Source organism: Actinoplanes sp. NPDC023936, assembly GCF_040639325.1.
Classification (GTDB): Bacteria; Actinomycetota; Actinomycetes; order Mycobacteriales; family Micromonosporaceae; genus Actinoplanes.
Genome location: NZ_JBEZZR010000016.1, coordinates 95,787 through 111,327, shown reverse-complemented (window position 1 = coordinate 111,327; position 15,541 = coordinate 95,787). Strand labels below are relative to the sequence as shown.

Sequence of the window (15,541 nt, the reverse complement as noted above, 5' to 3'; positions counted from 1 at the left end):
GTTTTGGGCCGGGGGGCCCCGCCCCGCCCCCCCGGCGTCCCCCCGCGGGGGGGGGGGGGCGCGGGGGCCCCCCCCCCCCCCCGCCGCCGGGCACGAGGACCTGTTGCGGCAGCGGCTGGCCGATGAGGACGAGACGGTACGGTGGGCGGCCGCTCTCACCGCGGCCCGGCTGCGCAGCCCGGCCCTCCTGCCGCAGGCGACGGACGAGCTGCGCCGCTGGGCGGACCGCCCGGTGTCCGGCAGCGACCGCACCTCCCCCTGGCTCGGCGACCGCGAGGATCTGGCCGTCGCCGAGCTGTACACGATCGATCCGGACGGTCGCGCCGACCGGATCCACCCGGCGCCGGCCCGGACATCTTCGCTGATCCGGACGACCTGATGCCGCTCACCGAGGCCGGCCTGCCCGGGACCCTCGATGCGACGCGTGCCTGTCGGCCGTCTTGTAGGTAATCACCGGCACCGTGGTCAGCACCGGCGTCGCGAGTCCGAAAGTGACCAGGTCTTCGATCACCTGCTCGATCCGCTTGTAGGCGGTCGGCGCCTCCTCGAACAGCAACTGGCGATCGCCGCAGACGACGAGGGAGCCGACCGGCGTACGCCGCAGTTGCTCGATGGTGTGCTTGGCCTTGCCCCGGCGCAGCGCGTCGGCGCGGGACATCTTGCGGCCGGCCCCGTGCGCGACCGAATAGCCGGCGTCGGCCCCGGCGTGCGCGGCCACCAGGTAGGAGCGCGTGCCGCGGGTGCCGGCGATCAGCACCTCCCGCCCGTCGCCCGGCGCGGCGCCCTTGCGATGCAGGTAGAGCCCGTCGCGGACCTCCACCGAGTTGTGACAGACGTCGATGATCGGCTCGGTCACCTCGGCGCCGAGCGCCTCGGCCACCCGCGCGGCCAGGGTGCGCCGGTTCCGGCTTGCCCATCGTACGGCCGAGTCGTGCGCCTCGAGATATCCGGCGGGGTCCGCGGCCGGCCCGGCGCCGTGCGTCTCGGTGTGTGCCCGCAGGATGCGTTCGCCCAGGCCACGCGACCCGCTGTGGACGATCAGCACGTGCTCGCCCACCCCGAGACCGGTCTCGGCGAGGACCGCGTCGACCTTGGCGAGTTCCACGAAATGGTTGCCCCGCCCGAGCGTTCCGAGGCCTTCGTCCGTTGAATCCACCGGCTCATCGAGGTCCGGGAACCGCGGCGCGAGCCGTTCCGGGACGACCTTCTTGAGCCGGAACGGGAAGACCGCGATCCCGCAGCCGATGTCCGAGCCGACGAGGAAGGGATAGAGCACGCGTGAGGTCATGGCGGCGCCGATCGGAGCGCCCTTACCGGGGTGCAGGTCCGGCATCCCGGCGACGTGGATCATGCCGTCGAGGGCGGCGACCTGATGGCACTGGGCGACGGCGGTGGATTCGATCCAGCTGCTTTCGCCCGCGAAAACGGTGACAGACACGAGACGTTCATCTTTCGAAGGAGAGTTGGCACAGGCTTCAGGTGGCTGCTCAGAACGTCATGTCGATCATTGTTCGCCCAGTTCACTCCTGCGGCAACGCGATTTCCGGCCGGTTACATATCGCCGCAGCATGTAGTCACTGGGATTACCCGCTAGTAGGGATCATCAAGACCCTTCTATGTGTGCACGTTCCCACACCCCAGGGAGTCCCCGCATGAGAGTCTCACTCCTGGTCGCCTCGCTCGCCGCGGCCGCCTCCGTCCTGGTCGCACCCGCCCAGGCCCTCGCCGCCAACCCCTACGAGCGCGGACCCGCACCGACCACCAGCAGCATCGAAGCGTCCCGCGGCACCTACGCCGTCGCGCAGACCACGGTGGCCCGCCAGAGCGGCTTCGGCGGCGGCACCGTCTACTACCCGACGAGCACCGCCGACGGCACGTTCGGCGCTGTCGCCATCTCCCCCGGCTTCACCGCCACCCAGTCGAGCGTGGCCTGGCTCGGCCCCCGGCTCGCCTCACAGGGCTTCGTGGTGATCACCATCAACACGCTGAGCACGCTCGACCAGCCGGACAGCCGGGGTACGCAGCTCCTCGCGGCCCTCGACTACCTGACCAGGACGAGCTCCGTACGCACCCGCATCGACGCCACCCGCCTCGGCGTGATGGGCCACTCGATGGGCGGCGGCGGCAGCCTCGCGGCGGCACGCACCCGCCCGGCGCTGCAGGCAGCCGTCCCGATGACCCCCTGGCACGGCACCAAGTCGTGGGGCACGGTCCGGGTACCCACCATGATCATCGGTGCCGAGAACGACACTGTCGCGCCGGTCACGTCCCACTCCGAGCCGTTCTACACGAGCATGTCCAGCGCGCCGGAGAAGGCCTACCTGGAGGTCAACAACGCCAGCCACTCGGCGCCGACCCAGGGCGGCAACGTCACCGTGGCGAAGTACGCGCTGTCGTGGCTCAAGCGCTTCATCGACAACGACACCCGGTACGACCAGTTCCTCTGCCCGGCCCCGTCCGGCTCCACGATCCAGGAGTACCGCGCCACCTGCCCGCACGCGTAGCCCGTACCGGAGGAAGGCCCGGCGGCGCACCGCCGGGCCTGACCGTTTCAGCCCAGGAGCCAGTGGTTCAGTCCAGGAGCCAGTGGTGCAGGGCGCTGCCGAACGGGGTGATCGCGACCGCGGTGAGCGCCGCCCAGGCCGCCGTGCTTCGCAGCAGCTGGCGGAATGTCGCGCGATCACCCACCAGCCAGGTGTGCATCAGCATCGCGAACCCGAAGAACACCGTCACGAATCCGATCGCGTAGACGAAATACGAGACGAAGATGCCCGGCACGAAGATCAACGCCAGCAGCGAGTCGGGCAGCGATTCCGCCGGATCGCCGAGACGCTCCAGGCCGGGGGCGAGCAGCGCTCCGGGATCGCCGGCCCGGATCGCGGCCAGCGCCAGCACGCCGAGGCTGCCGATCAGGCAGGCCACCAGCAGTGTCCATTGTATCCAGACGAGAACGCGGCCACCGGCCGACCGTTGATCCACGGCGCGCAATCTATCGAACCGATTCCGCCGGCTGGAACAGGGTGCCGCCCAGAACCGGGCCGGTACCGCTCCGCCTGAGTTGATCTCGGTTTCCGGACTGGAGAACGACGGGACCGGAGCCGCCCCGAGCCCTCGATCGGAGCCGCCGGATCTGTCTCCGGGATGGGCGGTCAGCGCACACGTTGGCCGTCCGTGTTCCGTCACCACCCTCATAGCATCGATCAGCGCACGCAACCGGCTTCCGTGTGCGCTGATCGTGCGGCCACACTGCGGATTTATCGCATTTATCTGGTCGCCGCCCGTCACGCGATTTTCCAACGTCGCGTGACGGGCCGCCGGCCCACCAGGGCGTCACGATGGGTCACCGCAACGGCGGAGCGCCTACGGGTTCGCGTCATTCTGCGGGGCCTGGAGCGTCCGCAGCTTTCCGCGAAGCGCCGGCTTTACACCGGATACCGGCACGCCGGGTAACGATCGCCGGCCCCGGCCGCGAAATGCCCCGCGCGCTGACCCGAACCGCGGTAATCGCACCGATCAGAACAGGGTCCAGGGCCCGCCTCAGCACAGGGCCAGGGGCCCGCCTCAGAAAAGGGTCAGGGGCCCGTCCGGCTCCGGCAGCGGCAGCGGCTCGGGAAGCGGCTCCAGCTCCGGCACCCGCGCCCGCACCTCGTCGTGGAAACGCCGGCAGAGCTCCGGGGCATCGGCATTGTCGGGAGTGTGCACGAAAACCGTCGGCGTGCGCCCCTCCCGCAGCCATCCGGCGACTGTTTCGACCCATTTCTGCCAGCCGTCGACCGTACTCTCGGCATTGTCCCGGCCCAGATAGCGCACGACGGGCCGGGCCGTCAGCGCATGCTCGCGCAGCGGCATGCGCGGTTTCTTGGTCCAGGCGTCACGCTCGGCGTCGCTGGTCGGCGGGCTGGCGAAGAACGCCGTCGTGTCGAACGGGATCCATTCCGCATCGAACGACGTCAACACCTTTTCCAGCGCGGAAGGCGCCGCGAAGAAGTCGGGATGGCGCACTTCGACGGCCCAGCGATGCCCTGCGGGCATGCGCCGCAGAAATCGGTCCAGCACGGGCAGATCTGGCGGTCCGAACGAGCCCGGCAATTGGATCCAGAGCGCATGGGTACGGGACCCGAGCGGCTCGATGGCGTCGAAAAAGGCCGCCAAGGGGGCGTCGGTGTCCACCAGCCGCCGCTCATGCGTCACGATTTTCGGGACTTTGGCGACGAACCGAAAGTCGGCCGGCAACTGTGCCCCCCACGTCTCCACGGTGTCCCGTGCCGGGATCGCGTAGAACGTGGTGTTCCCCTCCACCGCGTTGCACCAGCCCGCATAGGCCCACAGCCGCTCCCCCGGCGTCGCCGGATGCGGCAGGAACCGCCCCTGCCACGACTTCAGGCTCCACATCGCACAGCCGACATGCAGTCTCATCGTGTCCACCCTCGTTCCCGCCGTCCGGCCGCGCCGCTTCCCCCACCGGAACGCCCGGAAAAGGACACGCCCGGAAAAGTCACGCCCGGAAAAGTTACGCCAGCCCCGGGCACGCCGGGAAAGGAGTCACGCCGGGAAACGGCCACCGACGCCCCGAAGGAGGAGTCACGCCCTCCGGACCAGCCCCGTCGACGCCCGCGCCACCAGCGCCGGCACGAACGTGGCCTGCTCGTGCACATGATCCGGGTTGGTCGCCTCGTCCAGGACCAGCCGGGCCGCGGTACGCCCGAGCTCCTGCCGCGGCTGCCGCACCGAGGTCAGCGGCACCGCCGCGGCCGCCGCGAAGTCGATGTCGTCGAAGCCGACGATCGCCAGGTCGTCCGGCACCCGCAGGCCGGCCGTCACCGCGTGCTGCAGCAGACCGAGCGCGAGCAGGTCGTTCGCGCAGAACGCCGCGGTCGGGCGCCGGCGGCTGGGCAGCCCGGCCAGCCGCTCGCCCGCCGAGCGGCCCTCGGTGACGGTCATCGCCTCGGTTGGCAGGTTGATCAGGTCCTCGGCCGGCAGCCCGAACTCGGCCCACACCTCGCGGGCGCCCTGCCACCGTTCCCGCACCTGGCCGATGTGCGACGGCCCGCCGACGAACGCGACACGCTGGTGTCCGCGATCGATCAGATGCTCGACGGCGATCCGGCCGCCGAGCACGTCGTCGACGGAGACCGAGCAGTGGTCGCCGGCCCGGCTGAGCCGGTCGACCATCACGAACGGGATGCCGCGCTGGGCGATCTCGGCGAGGTGCGGCGCGTCCGGGTCGGCCGGGGTGATCAGGATGCCCTGGACGCGCTGCTGCACGAGCCGGTCGAGGTGTTTGGCCTCGCGGTCGCCGCGGCCGTTGCTGTTGCAGACGAACAGCGACAGGTCGGCGTCCTCGGCGGCGGTCTCGATTCCTTCCGCCACGTCGTGGAAGAACGGGTTGCCGCCGTCGAGCATGACGTACGCTAGGGCGCGGCTGGTGCCGGCTCGCAGCTGGCGGGCGGATTCGTTGCGGATGAAGCCCAGCTCGGCCATGGCGCGCTCGACCCGTTCGCGGGTCGCGGTGCTGACCACGGCGGGGCGGTTGAGCACGTTCGACACCGTGCCGAGAGAGACACCCGCGGCTGCGGCGACATCCTTGACCGAGGGTGCGCGGCCGTTGCGCGTCAACGGTGGACCTTTCGCCGAGACGGACGTGGAACTTCGAGTGAACCACCCGGACTGAAACATTTCAACAGCCTCGTACCCGCGTGTCGCGGCCCCGGCCAGGCGGAGGGTGTACCGGCCTGTATACCATAGTTCTCCATGACCACCCCGCCCACCCCGAACCGCAGCGCCGATCGCGCCGACGTGGTCCATGACCGTCTCCGCGAGGCCATCCTCGCCGCCGAGCTGCGCCCGAACCACCGGCTCGTGGAGAAGGAGATCGCCGACTGGCTGGAGGTCAGCCGCACCCCGGTCCGGGAAGCCCTGTTCCGCCTGGTGCAGGAGGGCCTGGTCGTGCAGCGCAAGGGCTGGGTGGTGCGCGACCACACGCCCGCCGAGATCCTGGAGATCATGGAAGCCCGCGCCGGCGTCGAGGCGCACGCCGCGTTCCTGGCCGCCCAGCGGATCACCGAGGCGGCATTGACCCGTCTCGAGGAGCTGATCGAGACGATGGAGGACGACTCGGTCTCCCGGCTCAAGCTGAACGAGCTGAACAACGTCTTCCACGACATCATCACCGAGGCGGCGACCAACACGGTCGTCGCGCAGCTGCACCGGCGTACCAAAATCAATTATTGGAATCTGAACCAGCCGGTGGTCTTCACGCCCGCCGACGACGAGATCGTCAACACCCAGCACCGGCAGCTGGTCACGTCCCTGCGGGCGGGCGACGGCGAGACGGCGGCCCGGGTGGCCCGCGAGCACGTGGAGAACACCGCCCGCATCATCCGGGCGGCGCTGGGATTGCGGTGACGACCGGGGACGTCGCCCACTCGCACCTCTTTCGCGGCGCCGAGGTGAACGTCCACGAGTCGACCGGGGACGGGCCGCTGGCGCTGCGCTTCGGCGACGGCTCCACCACCGCCGCCGAGATCCTCGGCGACGTGCTGGCCGTCGACGCGTACACCACCGCCGCCGGCACCCGGATCCCCGCCAAGGTGTGGCCGATCGTGGAACGCTCGTGGTCCCTGGACCGGATGATGCTCAAGCTGGGCGCCCGGCTGCCTTCTTGATTCGGGTACGGGCGTGCCGGCCCGCGACGCGGACACGACGCGAGCAGCCCGGTAGCGCCGCCCGTTCCTCGACGGCCGCCGATTCCGCTCCGGGACGCGGCCCGCCCGGTTGGCTCCCAGTGCTGACCTTGCCGGCTGATCCAAGAGCCGTGGGCCCGTAGGGACGTGCGGTGACGCCCTCAGTTCGGACGTGGCGCCGCGGGTTGTCGATCGTGGAGCGGTGCGGGCGGGCTGGCGCGCAGTGCTCTCGGACCAGGCCTACGGCAACACTGGTGACCAGCTCGTGTTGCCCGGCTGGCTGGCAGTGTTCTCGCCGGCCCGGCGGGACAGCACTGAACGCCAGCCGGACCGCGCGCTTCCACGATCCACCAGCCGAGAACAGCACTGCCGACCAGCCGGACCAGCCGGACCAGCCGGTCGGCAGTGCGCTCGGGCGCGGCGACGTTCCCGGACGCGTCATCGCCGCTGACACGGGAACCCTCGAGAACTCGTACCAAAGGCAGACGAAACCGGCAGTCCATGATGGACCACCGCCGGGTGGACACCACCACGTGACGCCGCTGACACAGCAACGACACAGACGGATCCAATGGTGATGATCATGGCTGTCACCCCACCTACGGACGCCGAGCTCAACACCATGATCCGGGCTCGCCTTGCCTCTCTTGGAATCGACCTGGACCAGCTGCCGGCCGGCACCACCGCCGACCCGGTGACCGGCTCCCCCGGCCGCGACTCCGTGCTCGCCTCGCTGCGCTCCTTCGTGCGCGGCAGCGTCACCGCCCTCGCCTCGTTCACGATGCCCGCCCCCGCCGGCAGCGACCCGGCGCACGCCGCCGCGCTGTCCCAGCAACCGGCGCCCCTGCTCTATCCCTCGATCAGTACGGAGTGGCGCCGATGACCGCCGTGAACCGCCGGGTGTTCCTGGCCCGCACCGCGGCGATCACCGCGGCCGCCGCGGCCGGTGCCGCCGCGCTGCCCGCCGCCGCCTCCGCTCTGCCCGCCGGAAGCCTGTCCGCCGGAAGCCTGTCCGGCCGGACGCCGAAGTTCGGCGACGGCGCCTACGTGAAGCCGCGACCGGAAGCGATCAGCGACCCGACCGAGCTGACCGTCGCCGAGGCGGCCTGGATGATCCGGTACGGCAAGCTGAAGCCGGCCGACATCGTCGAGGCGTACCTGGCCCGGATCGGCAGATTCGACGGGGTCTACCAGGCGTTCAACACGGTTCTCGCCGATCAGGCGCGGGCCGCCGCGAAGGCCGCCGGCCGCAAGAAGCAGGCCACCCCGCTGCACGGCATCCCGCTGGCGATCAAGGACAACTACTGGACGGCGGGGGTGCGAACGACCGCGAACTCGTTCCTGTTCCAGGACTTCGTCCCGCCCTACGACGCCACCCCGGTCGCCAAGCTCAAGGCGAGCGGCGCGATCGTGCTCGGCAAGACGCAGATGGGGCCGCTCGCCACCACCCGCGCGACCACCCCGGACGGACGCGTCACCACGGTCAACGCGTGGACCCCCGGCAACCCGGCCACCGACCCGGGCGGCTCGTCGACCGGCACCGCCACCTCGGTCGCCGGCCGGATGGCAGCCTCCGGAACCGGCACCCAGACCGGCGGCTCGATCACCGCGCCGTCGAACGCGCAGAACCTCACCGGCCTCAAGCCCACGATGGGCCGGGTGTCGCTCGCCGGGATCATCCCGCTCAGCTACACCCGGGACCACCCGGGCCCGCTGGCCCGCGACGCCAAGGACGCGGCGATCATGCTCACCGCGATGGCCGGCGAGGACCCGGCCGACCCGCGTACCCAGGGCCTGCCGCCGCTGCCGGACCTGATCGAGGCCGCCACCCCGGTGATCACCAAGGGCCGGTGCCGGGTCCGGCGCCGCACCCGGGTCGGCGTGCTCCCCGGGTACGCGTCCAGCGCCACCCGGCAGACGTTCCTGTCCACACTGGACGGCATCACCGACGTCTCGCTGGTCGACCTGCCGTTCCCGGACCAGTGGGACCTGCTCACCGGCAACGACTTCAACAACGTGCGCCTGCCGGAGCGCAGTGAGCCGTTCATGCCGTACCTCCGGTCCGACCTGCGCGGCTTCGGCGTCTCGGTGACCGGCTGGCTGCAGGGCGCGCTGATGGGCGGCAACGAGTTCATCACCGGTCAGCGCGCGAAACTGCTGCTGCTCGAGCGGGTCCTCGACCAGATCTTCGAGAAGTGCGACGTGGTCGTGCAGACCAGCCCGGTCCCGTTCGACATCCTCGGCCTGCCCGAGATCGGCTTCCCGATCGGCTTCAGCGCGGCCGGCGTCCCGATCGGCACCATCCTCGGCGGCGCGCCCTACGAGGAGGACCGGCTCCTCGCCGTCGTAGCCGCCTACCAGGCCGTGACCGATTGGCATCACCGCCGCCCGGCCGACCCGGTCGTTCCGGCAGCCACCGCCCGCGCCCTCAAGACCGCCGACGACCGAGGCCGCCTCACCGCCGACGACGTGGTCGACCAGATGCAGTAGCACCCCGCGACCCGGTCCGGCTTCCTGCCGGGCCGGGCTCCCTTTCCGGTACGCGTCGTCGGCGCGTCCCCGCCTACCGCGCGATCCAGGGGCGGCTCCAGGCCGCAGCGCGACCGCCGGGACAGGCGGCGGGACGGCGGGACGCCCGGACGGCGGGACGGCGGGACGGCCGGACAAGCGGCGGCCGGACGGCGCGACGGCGGGACAGGCGGCGGCCGGACAACCGGGCCGGACGGCGCGACGGCGGGACAAGCCGCGGGACGGCGAACAGGCGGCATCTCCGTGGCCGGTGGGCTGCCGGTGGGCACGATGAGGGCACACGCAACGTCAGCGTGAGCCTTCACCCGTGCCAGGGCAGGGATGCAAGCACACGCACCGCTTCTGTGCGCCCTCACCGCTGCCGCCGTGCGCTTCGTGCGATCCCATCCCGGCCAGCTTGCGCTTCGTGCGGTCCCATCCCGGCCAGCTTGCGCTTCGTGCGGTCCCATCCCGGGCAGCGCGGGATTCGGTGTCCTTCTATCGCGGTTGGTGCGGGCTTCGGGGGGATTCTGGCTCGGCCGGCGCGCTGTTCGGCGCGGTTCTGTCCCGGGCGGCGGGGACTGTGGTGCTCGTTCGGCCGCGATAGGGCCACGACCGCTCCGACTCGGCAGCGAGCCGCCCCCGCCACCACCCCCGCGCCACCACCACGAGCAGGATCGCGGCGATCACGCCCGGGCCGCAGTGCACGAGCAGCACCCCGGCCAGGCTCGGGCCGCCCCAGTCCCGCCGGTACGACGCCGGATCAGCGACGTCGATCAGGAACGGCTCGGCGGCCGCCCGGCCGATGAGGTAGAGGGCGAGCAGCGTGCCACAAACGCGTCTCATGCGCGGGACGCTAGAGCCGCCCCGGCGGCCGGCACATCACACCGTGGTCCGATCCGTCCCTCGTCCTACGGGGCTACCAGAAGATCCCCGAGTGCGGCCTGATCGTGCTCGACGACTTCGCCGAGCCGCCGGGGCGCGCGGCGATACGATACGTCGAGGGCAGTCTCCGCTGGTCAGCAGTGCCGGACGCCGGCGCCGGGCCGCGGTGCCGGGCGCTGCTCCGGCCGGCCCGCTGACCGAGCCGCCGTTTGAGGAATTTCACCCGTTCTGATGCCGGCCCACGGCGGGGACCGGGGCATGCCGATACTGGAGAGTCGTCATGTGAAGCGGAGGACTGATGGACGAGTACAACGCGGGCGCGGCGTCGGTGGCCCGGCTGCTGCTGGAGCTCCGCGGGCGGACCAGGGTCGAGGTGCGATCGGTCGGCAAGGCCCTGCAGGTGCGCCCGGAGGGCACGACAGGTGTCGCGGTGTACATCCATCAGGGTGGCGTCGACGTCGCCGTGGAGCCGGAGCGCGCCAACGACCTGGCCCTGTCGATGCCGGGCGCGTACGTGCGTGACCCGGACGACCCGAACACGGTGGTGACGCTGGAGGCGGAGCTGATCGACGCCAACTACGACGCCCTGCTGGAGGCGTCGGTCCAGGCCGTCGAGCTGCGCAAGACCACGGTCCGCGCGGCGAAGGCGACCCGGTCGCGGGCGGCCGCCGGCACCGGCGCCGCACCGGCCAAGGCCGCCGCGAAGACGCCCGCCCCGAAGTCCGCCGCGGCGAAACTGAAGGCCCGCGCCGAGATGGCCCGGCCCCGCTGCCCCAAATGCAAGCAGTACGAGCTGCTGGCCAGCGGCGAGTGCCCGTCCGGCTACTGCTGACGATCAAAAGGTACGGGCGGAGCCTCCCGGTGTCGCCGGGGACGTCTCTCCGCCCGTACCCGTGCAGGGGCTGCCGCGCAGGCAGCGAGCCCGGCCACGACGAGCAGCGCGGAGCGGACCGCGTTCACCCGGTCATCCGGGCCAGGAACGCGCGGGTGCGATCGTGGCCCGGCTCGTGCAGCAGTTTCGCGGCCGGCCCCTCCTCGACGATCCTCCCGTCCACCAGGAAGACCACCCGGTCGGCGATCTCCTCGACGAGCGGGATGTCGTGGGTGGCGATCAGCATCGTGCGCCGGTCCCGGGCCAGTTCCCGGATCACGTTCGCGACCTCGACGCGCAGCTCCGGGTCGAGGGCGCTGGTGGGCTCGTCGAGCAGGAGGATGCTGGGGTCCATGGCGAGCGCCCGGGCGATGGCGACGCGTTGCTGCTGGCCGCCGGAGAGCTCGTGGGGATAGTGGTGCTCACGCCCGGTCAGCCCCATCCGGTCCAGCAACGACAGTGCCTTTCCCCGGGCCGCGGCCGTGGATTCACCGAGCACCTCGCGGGGTCCGTAGGCGACGTTGTCGCGGGCGGTCATGTGCCGGAACAGGTGGAAGTGCTGGAAGACGAAGCCGATCCGGGCCCGCCGCCGGCTCGCCTCCCGGTCGGGCAGCGGCTCCAGGCAGCCGTCGACCTCGCGGTACCCGACCAGCTCGCCGTCGACAGCGATGTGCCCGGAGTCGACGGTCTCCAGGTTGTTGACGCAGCGCAGGAACGTCGACTTGCCGGCGCCGGACGGGCCGATCAGCGCCACGATCTCGCCGTCGGCCACCTCGACCGTGACGTCCTTCAGCACCGCGACGTCGCCGTAGCTCTTGACCACGCCGCGAGCGGACAGTTTGATCATCTCGGGGGGAACTTTCGCTCGATGAACAGCTGCCCCACCGTGATCACGGCGGTCAGCAGCAGATACCAGAAGGCCGCGACGAGCAGCAGCTCGAGGTACTTGAAGTTGGTGTAGTAGACCCGGCTGACCGAGAGCAGGATCTCGGAGTACCCGATCGCGTACGCCAGCGAAGTGTTCTTGATCATCAGGATGTACTGGTTGGCGATCGCCGGCAGCACTATCCGGAACGCCTGGACCAGCACGATCTGCCGCATGATCTTCCCGGCCGGCACGCCGAGCGCCCGCGCCGCGTCGCGCTGACCCGCGTCGACGCCCTGGATGCCGGAGCGGATCACCTCGGCCATGTACCCGGTCTCGGCGAGGGTGAGCGCGAACAGGCCGGCCACGAACGGGGTGAAGAAGGTGCTGGCCGGCTGGTCCTCGATGAGCACCAGGTCGATGCCGGGGATGTAGAGGCCGACGTGCCCGACGATCCGGGGTACCGCGTAGAACCAGATCAGCAGCTGGACCAGCATCGGCGTGCCGCGGAAGACGAAGACGTAGAAGCCCGCGGCGGCGCGCAGCACCGGGTTGGCGCTGATCCGCAGCAGCGCCACGCCGGTGCCCAGCACCAGGGCCAGGGCGGTGCTCAGGGTGGCCAGGGACAGGGTGCCCCAGACGGCTTTCAGGATGGCCGGGCCGAACAGGTACTCGCCGACGGTGGCCAGGTCGAACACGCCGGAGGAGAGGAACGGGAGTACGAGGACCGGGATCGCCGCGACGACGACCGCGGCCTGGATGATCTGCCCCCACGCGCGGGGCCGGCGTACCGGGTAGAAGACCTTGTCGCTCACATGCGCTCTCTATGCAGGGGCGCGGCGGCGGGTTCTGCGGGCCCGCCGCCGCACCGGAGTCACGGCTTGCCGGTGAGATCTCCGTTGTAGGCGGGCTGGGTGAGGCCGCCGGTGCTGAGATTCCAGGACTCCAAGATCTTGGCGTACGTCCCGTCCTTGATCATCTCGTCCAGGGTGCGGTAGACCGCGTCGCGCAGCGCGGTGTCCCCGCCCTTCGCGAACGTGAAGTTGATCAAGTAGTCGACCAGGTGGTACCCGGTGGTCGCGAACTCGGCCGGGTTCTGCTCGACGATGTACTGCGCCTGGGCGAGGTCCGGCGCGTACGCGGTGACCCGCTCGGAGAGCAGGCCCTGCAGGCCGAGCGGCGTCGCGGTGTAGTACTCGATCTGGATCGGGTTGCCCGGGCAGAGCGCCGCCACGGCCTTCTCCAGCGTCGTGGAGCCCTCCAGCATGCCGAGCTTCCGGCCGCACATCTGCTCGGCGGTGGTGTACTTGCCCTCGTCGGCCTTGCGCACCAGGAACGTGGCGCCGGACCGGTAGTAGCCGACCATGTCGACCTGCTCCAGCCGCGCCGGGTTCACGCTCATCCCGCCCGAGCCCATGTCGAACCGCCGGGACTGCAGGCCGGTGATCAGCGCCGCGTAGTCGGACTGCACCCACTGCGGGGTGAGGCCGAGCCGCTTGCCGGTCTCGGTGACGATGTCGACCCCGAAGCCGACCAGGTCGTCGCCGCCCTCCTTGCGGAACTCACCCGGGATGTAGGACTGCTGCGACCCGATCATCAGCGTGCCCGCCGTGATCGTGCCGGGCGCCGCACCGGTCGCGGGGTCGGTATCCGTGCCGGGTTTGCCGCAGCCGGTGACCGCGAGCGCCGTCACCAGCAGAACGGCCGGGAGCAGACGCATCCTCGTTGACATTCTCGTCTCCCTCGGTCGGCTCGGCTGGTCAGCGACTGTCCGCGCAGCGGCCGAACGCGCAGCAGCCGAACACGCAGCAGCCGGGCGCGCAGCAGCCGGGACGGGCACTGCCCCTCAGGCCGGGACGATGTGGGCGGCGAGGACGCGCCAGCGGCCGCCGGTGTGCGTCCAGGTGCGGGTGTAGCGCATCCGGGCGGTCACCGGCGCGCCGCCGAACGTGCCCGACACGGTGCCGGTGAAGAACGTGACGCCGGTGCTGCCGGCGACCAGGTGCTCCAGGCTCTCCTGGACCAGGTCGTCGATCACCGAGGTGCCCTTCCGGTACGCGTCCAGGTCGTCCTGCTTGGTGTACCGGCCGCCGTCCGGGCCGATCGCGATCAGACGGTCGTCGAGCAGCGCGTCCAGGGCCGCGACGTCGCCGTGGCGCTGGGCGGTCTGCAGTGCCTGCTCGGCGGCGCGGAGGTCGGCTTCGAGGTGGTCGGCGTCGAGGCGGCCGGCTTCGGAATCCTGCATGCGGTCATGGTCTCAGGTCTCCCCGCGCCGGTAGCGATCGCCGCCGGACGGCCGGGAGCGGGCAGGAGGCCGCGCGGACTCCCGGGGACGGGATGGGTGCGGTCGGGGGCGGGGTGGCCCGTACCGGATCGCGGTCTAGGGTTTTCGGCATGGGGTTGTTCTCGGGCCGGGCGGTCGGCGTCGACGAGGGGCGGGCGCGGGCCGAGCGGGCTCGTGGCAAGGCCGCGCAGGCCGGGATCGACGTGCGCGGGGCGCTCGCCGTCGGGCACATGGTCGACGGCGGGGCCAGCGTCTATCTGCTGGTCTTCGCGGACCGGCTGGAGCTGGTGAGCACCGGGCAGATCGGGCTGCGCACCGGCGCGGGACGGTCCACGATCCCCCTCGAGCGGGTGGGCGGGGTGTCGGCGCGGGACGGGCTGCTGCGCGGGATCCTGATGATCGACGTCGGCGGGACCACCGTCGAGTTCACCACGCACCGGGCGGCCGCCGCCTACCTCCGCGCGGTGATCTCGGAGCGGCTCGGCAAGCCGGCGCCCCCGGCGGACCTGCTGCGCAACCTCGAGGAGCTGCACCGTGCCGGCGTCCTCTCCGACGAGGAGTACCAGGCCAAGCGCGCCGGGCTGCTTTGAATCGTCGGATTGATTACACGATTACACCGTTACGGCGCTCTATCGTGGACGGATGACAGTCGAGTACATCCGCTATCGGATCACCGGCGACGCGGCGGCCTTCGAAGCGGCCTATGCCCGAGCGGCGGTATTCCTCGCGCGGTCGCCGCAATGCGTCGGCTACGAGCTGAGCCGCTGCGCCGGCGAACCCGCGGCCTACATCCTGCGGATCACGTGGACCTCGGCGGACGACCACATGAAGGGGTTCCGCGGCGGCGCGGAGTTCCCCGGCTTCCTGGCCGAGATCCGTCCCTACATCGAGAACATCGACGAGATGCGCCACTACGAGCCCACCGCCGTCGCCGGCGCCGGCGGCGCGGTGCCCACCCTGTACGAGTGGGCCGGCGGCACCCCGGCGTTCGAGCGGCTGACCGAGCGGTTCTACCAGCGGGTCACCGGCGACGACCTGATCGGGCCGCTCTTCGCCGGCATGGACCCGGCACACCCCCGGCACGTCGCGATGTGGCTGGCCGAGGTGTTCGGCGGGCCGGACAGCTACACCGCCGAGCGCGGCGGCTATCCGCACATGCTCGCCCACCACCTCGGCAAGGCGATCACCGAGCCGCAGCGGCGGCGCTGGGTGAGCCTGCTCCTCGACGCCGCCGACGAGGCCGGGCTGCCGGACGATCCGGAGTTCCGGGCCGCGTTCCTCGGCTACGTCGAGTGGGGGACCCGGCTGGCGCTGGCCAACTCGCAGCCCGGCGCCAACCCGCCCCGGCGGGCTCCGGTGCCGCGCTGGGGGTGGGGTGCCGCGCCGCCGTACCAGGGATGAGGAATCAGCGGCTCAGTTCCCCGCAGGGCCAGACGATAGGACTG

Annotated in this window: 18 protein-coding genes; 9 read left to right on the top strand and 9 right to left on the bottom strand. The window is 71.3% G+C overall.

Annotated features, from left to right (window positions below; all coding sequences use genetic code 11):
* Positions 1 to 103: 103 nt before the first annotated feature.
* A complete protein-coding gene (locus AB0F72_RS21930) occupies positions 104 to 379 on the top strand; it encodes a hypothetical protein (RefSeq protein WP_360434248.1) in 276 nt (91 codons plus the stop codon).
* Between the two features lie 6 nt (positions 380 to 385).
* On the opposite strand, the gene AB0F72_RS21925 is transcribed toward AB0F72_RS21930, so the two are convergent.
* Positions 386 to 1,438, bottom strand: coding sequence for an RNA ligase RtcB family protein (locus AB0F72_RS21925; RefSeq protein ID WP_360434245.1), 1,053 nt, complete (start codon positions 1,436 to 1,438; stop codon positions 386 to 388).
* A gap of 214 nt (positions 1,439 to 1,652) precedes the next feature.
* Here AB0F72_RS21925 and AB0F72_RS21920 point away from each other — a divergent pair, with 214 nt between their 5' ends.
* The gene (locus AB0F72_RS21920) at positions 1,653 to 2,504 is read left to right on the top strand and encodes a dienelactone hydrolase family protein (RefSeq protein WP_360434242.1); all 852 of its coding nucleotides are present in this window, start codon (positions 1,653 to 1,655) and stop codon (positions 2,502 to 2,504) included.
* Positions 2,505 to 2,571: 67 nt separating this feature from the next.
* Here the strand turns inward: AB0F72_RS21920 and AB0F72_RS21915 are convergent, their stop codons facing one another.
* The 3 genes from AB0F72_RS21915 to AB0F72_RS21905 all read right to left on the bottom strand — a co-directional run bounded on the left by AB0F72_RS21915 (position 2,572) and on the right by AB0F72_RS21905 (position 5,616).
* Positions 2,572 to 2,979, bottom strand: a complete 408-nt coding sequence (locus AB0F72_RS21915; protein ID WP_360434239.1) for a hypothetical protein — start codon at positions 2,977 to 2,979, stop codon at positions 2,572 to 2,574.
* A gap of 582 nt (positions 2,980 to 3,561) precedes the next feature.
* The gene (locus tag AB0F72_RS21910) at positions 3,562 to 4,392 is read right to left on the bottom strand and encodes a DUF72 domain-containing protein (protein WP_360434413.1); all 831 of its coding nucleotides are present in this window, start codon (positions 4,390 to 4,392) and stop codon (positions 3,562 to 3,564) included.
* 189 nt (positions 4,393 to 4,581) lie between these two features.
* Positions 4,582 to 5,616: a LacI family DNA-binding transcriptional regulator gene (locus AB0F72_RS21905; RefSeq protein ID WP_360434236.1), complete on the bottom strand. Its 1,035-nt coding sequence runs from the start codon at positions 5,614 to 5,616 to the stop codon at positions 4,582 to 4,584.
* 135 nt (positions 5,617 to 5,751) lie between these two features.
* Here AB0F72_RS21905 and AB0F72_RS21900 point away from each other — a divergent pair, with 135 nt between their 5' ends.
* The 4 genes from AB0F72_RS21900 to AB0F72_RS21885 all read left to right on the top strand — a co-directional run bounded on the left by AB0F72_RS21900 (position 5,752) and on the right by AB0F72_RS21885 (position 9,173).
* Positions 5,752 to 6,405 (top strand): GntR family transcriptional regulator, encoded by a 654-nt coding sequence (locus AB0F72_RS21900; protein ID WP_360434233.1) that lies wholly within the window; start codon positions 5,752 to 5,754, stop codon positions 6,403 to 6,405.
* Positions 6,402 to 6,665: a hypothetical protein gene (locus AB0F72_RS21895; RefSeq protein ID WP_360434230.1), complete on the top strand. Its 264-nt coding sequence runs from the start codon at positions 6,402 to 6,404 to the stop codon at positions 6,663 to 6,665. The genes AB0F72_RS21900 and AB0F72_RS21895 overlap by 4 nt, the downstream gene beginning before the upstream one ends.
* 601 nt (positions 6,666 to 7,266) lie before the next feature.
* Complete coding sequence (locus AB0F72_RS21890; protein WP_360434227.1) at positions 7,267 to 7,566, top strand: hypothetical protein; 300 nt, start codon at positions 7,267 to 7,269, stop codon at positions 7,564 to 7,566.
* Positions 7,563 to 9,173, top strand: a complete 1,611-nt coding sequence (locus tag AB0F72_RS21885; protein ID WP_360434224.1) for an amidase — start codon at positions 7,563 to 7,565, stop codon at positions 9,171 to 9,173. Before AB0F72_RS21890 ends, AB0F72_RS21885 begins: the two co-directional genes overlap by 4 nt.
* A 516-nt stretch (positions 9,174 to 9,689) precedes the next feature.
* On the opposite strand, the gene AB0F72_RS21880 is transcribed toward AB0F72_RS21885, so the two are convergent.
* Positions 9,690 to 10,037, bottom strand: a complete 348-nt coding sequence (locus tag AB0F72_RS21880; protein ID WP_360434221.1) for a hypothetical protein — start codon at positions 10,035 to 10,037, stop codon at positions 9,690 to 9,692.
* A gap of 337 nt (positions 10,038 to 10,374) precedes the next feature.
* Here AB0F72_RS21880 and AB0F72_RS21875 point away from each other — a divergent pair, with 337 nt between their 5' ends.
* Positions 10,375 to 10,908, top strand: coding sequence for a hypothetical protein (locus AB0F72_RS21875; protein WP_360434218.1), 534 nt, complete (start codon positions 10,375 to 10,377; stop codon positions 10,906 to 10,908).
* A 124-nt stretch (positions 10,909 to 11,032) separates the two neighbouring features.
* On the opposite strand, the gene AB0F72_RS21870 is transcribed toward AB0F72_RS21875, so the two are convergent.
* The 4 genes from AB0F72_RS21870 to AB0F72_RS21855 all read right to left on the bottom strand — a co-directional run bounded on the left by AB0F72_RS21870 (position 11,033) and on the right by AB0F72_RS21855 (position 14,057).
* Positions 11,033 to 11,794, bottom strand: coding sequence for an amino acid ABC transporter ATP-binding protein (locus AB0F72_RS21870; RefSeq protein ID WP_360434215.1), 762 nt, complete (start codon positions 11,792 to 11,794; stop codon positions 11,033 to 11,035).
* Positions 11,791 to 12,627: an amino acid ABC transporter permease gene (locus AB0F72_RS21865; RefSeq protein ID WP_360434212.1), complete on the bottom strand. Its 837-nt coding sequence runs from the start codon at positions 12,625 to 12,627 to the stop codon at positions 11,791 to 11,793. The genes AB0F72_RS21870 and AB0F72_RS21865 overlap by 4 nt, the downstream gene beginning before the upstream one ends.
* A gap of 59 nt (positions 12,628 to 12,686) precedes the next feature.
* Positions 12,687 to 13,544, bottom strand: coding sequence for a transporter substrate-binding domain-containing protein (locus AB0F72_RS21860; RefSeq protein ID WP_360434209.1), 858 nt, complete (start codon positions 13,542 to 13,544; stop codon positions 12,687 to 12,689).
* Positions 13,545 to 13,658: 114 nt separating this feature from the next.
* Positions 13,659 to 14,057, bottom strand: coding sequence for a nuclear transport factor 2 family protein (locus tag AB0F72_RS21855; protein WP_360434206.1), 399 nt, complete (start codon positions 14,055 to 14,057; stop codon positions 13,659 to 13,661).
* 149 nt (positions 14,058 to 14,206) lie between these two features.
* On the opposite strand from AB0F72_RS21855, the gene AB0F72_RS21850 reads away from it, so the two are divergent.
* Entirely contained in the window at positions 14,207 to 14,686 is a 480-nt protein-coding gene (locus AB0F72_RS21850; RefSeq protein ID WP_360434203.1) for an SHOCT domain-containing protein, read from the top strand.
* 52 nt (positions 14,687 to 14,738) lie between these two features.
* Complete coding sequence (locus AB0F72_RS21845) at positions 14,739 to 15,497, top strand: group II truncated hemoglobin (RefSeq protein ID WP_360434201.1); 759 nt, start codon at positions 14,739 to 14,741, stop codon at positions 15,495 to 15,497.
* Positions 15,498 to 15,541: the final 44 nt, after the last annotated feature.

Bases quoted from the DNA above. Each gene is read 5' to 3' on its own strand.
- AB0F72_RS21920 (WP_360434242.1), top strand. From the start codon at position 1,653: ATGAGAGTCTCACTCCTGGTCGCCTCGCTCGCCGCGGCCGCCTCCGTC.
- AB0F72_RS21910 (WP_360434413.1), bottom strand. From the start codon at position 4,392: ATGTGGAGCCTGAAGTCGTGGCAGGGGCGGTTCCTGCCGCATCCGGCG.
- AB0F72_RS21900 (WP_360434233.1), top strand. From the start codon at position 5,752: ATGACCACCCCGCCCACCCCGAACCGCAGCGCCGATCGCGCCGACGTG.
- AB0F72_RS21890 (WP_360434227.1), top strand. From the start codon at position 7,267: ATGGCTGTCACCCCACCTACGGACGCCGAGCTCAACACCATGATCCGG.
- AB0F72_RS21885 (WP_360434224.1), top strand. From the start codon at position 7,563: ATGACCGCCGTGAACCGCCGGGTGTTCCTGGCCCGCACCGCGGCGATC.
- AB0F72_RS21880 (WP_360434221.1), bottom strand. From the start codon at position 10,037: ATGAGACGCGTTTGTGGCACGCTGCTCGCCCTCTACCTCATCGGCCGG.
- AB0F72_RS21875 (WP_360434218.1), top strand. From the start codon at position 10,375: ATGGACGAGTACAACGCGGGCGCGGCGTCGGTGGCCCGGCTGCTGCTG.
- AB0F72_RS21870 (WP_360434215.1), bottom strand. From the start codon at position 11,794: ATGATCAAACTGTCCGCTCGCGGCGTGGTCAAGAGCTACGGCGACGTC.
- AB0F72_RS21860 (WP_360434209.1), bottom strand. From the start codon at position 13,544: ATGTCAACGAGGATGCGTCTGCTCCCGGCCGTTCTGCTGGTGACGGCG.
- AB0F72_RS21855 (WP_360434206.1), bottom strand. From the start codon at position 14,057: ATGCAGGATTCCGAAGCCGGCCGCCTCGACGCCGACCACCTCGAAGCC.
- AB0F72_RS21850 (WP_360434203.1), top strand. From the start codon at position 14,207: ATGGGGTTGTTCTCGGGCCGGGCGGTCGGCGTCGACGAGGGGCGGGCG.
- AB0F72_RS21845 (WP_360434201.1), top strand. From the start codon at position 14,739: ATGACAGTCGAGTACATCCGCTATCGGATCACCGGCGACGCGGCGGCC.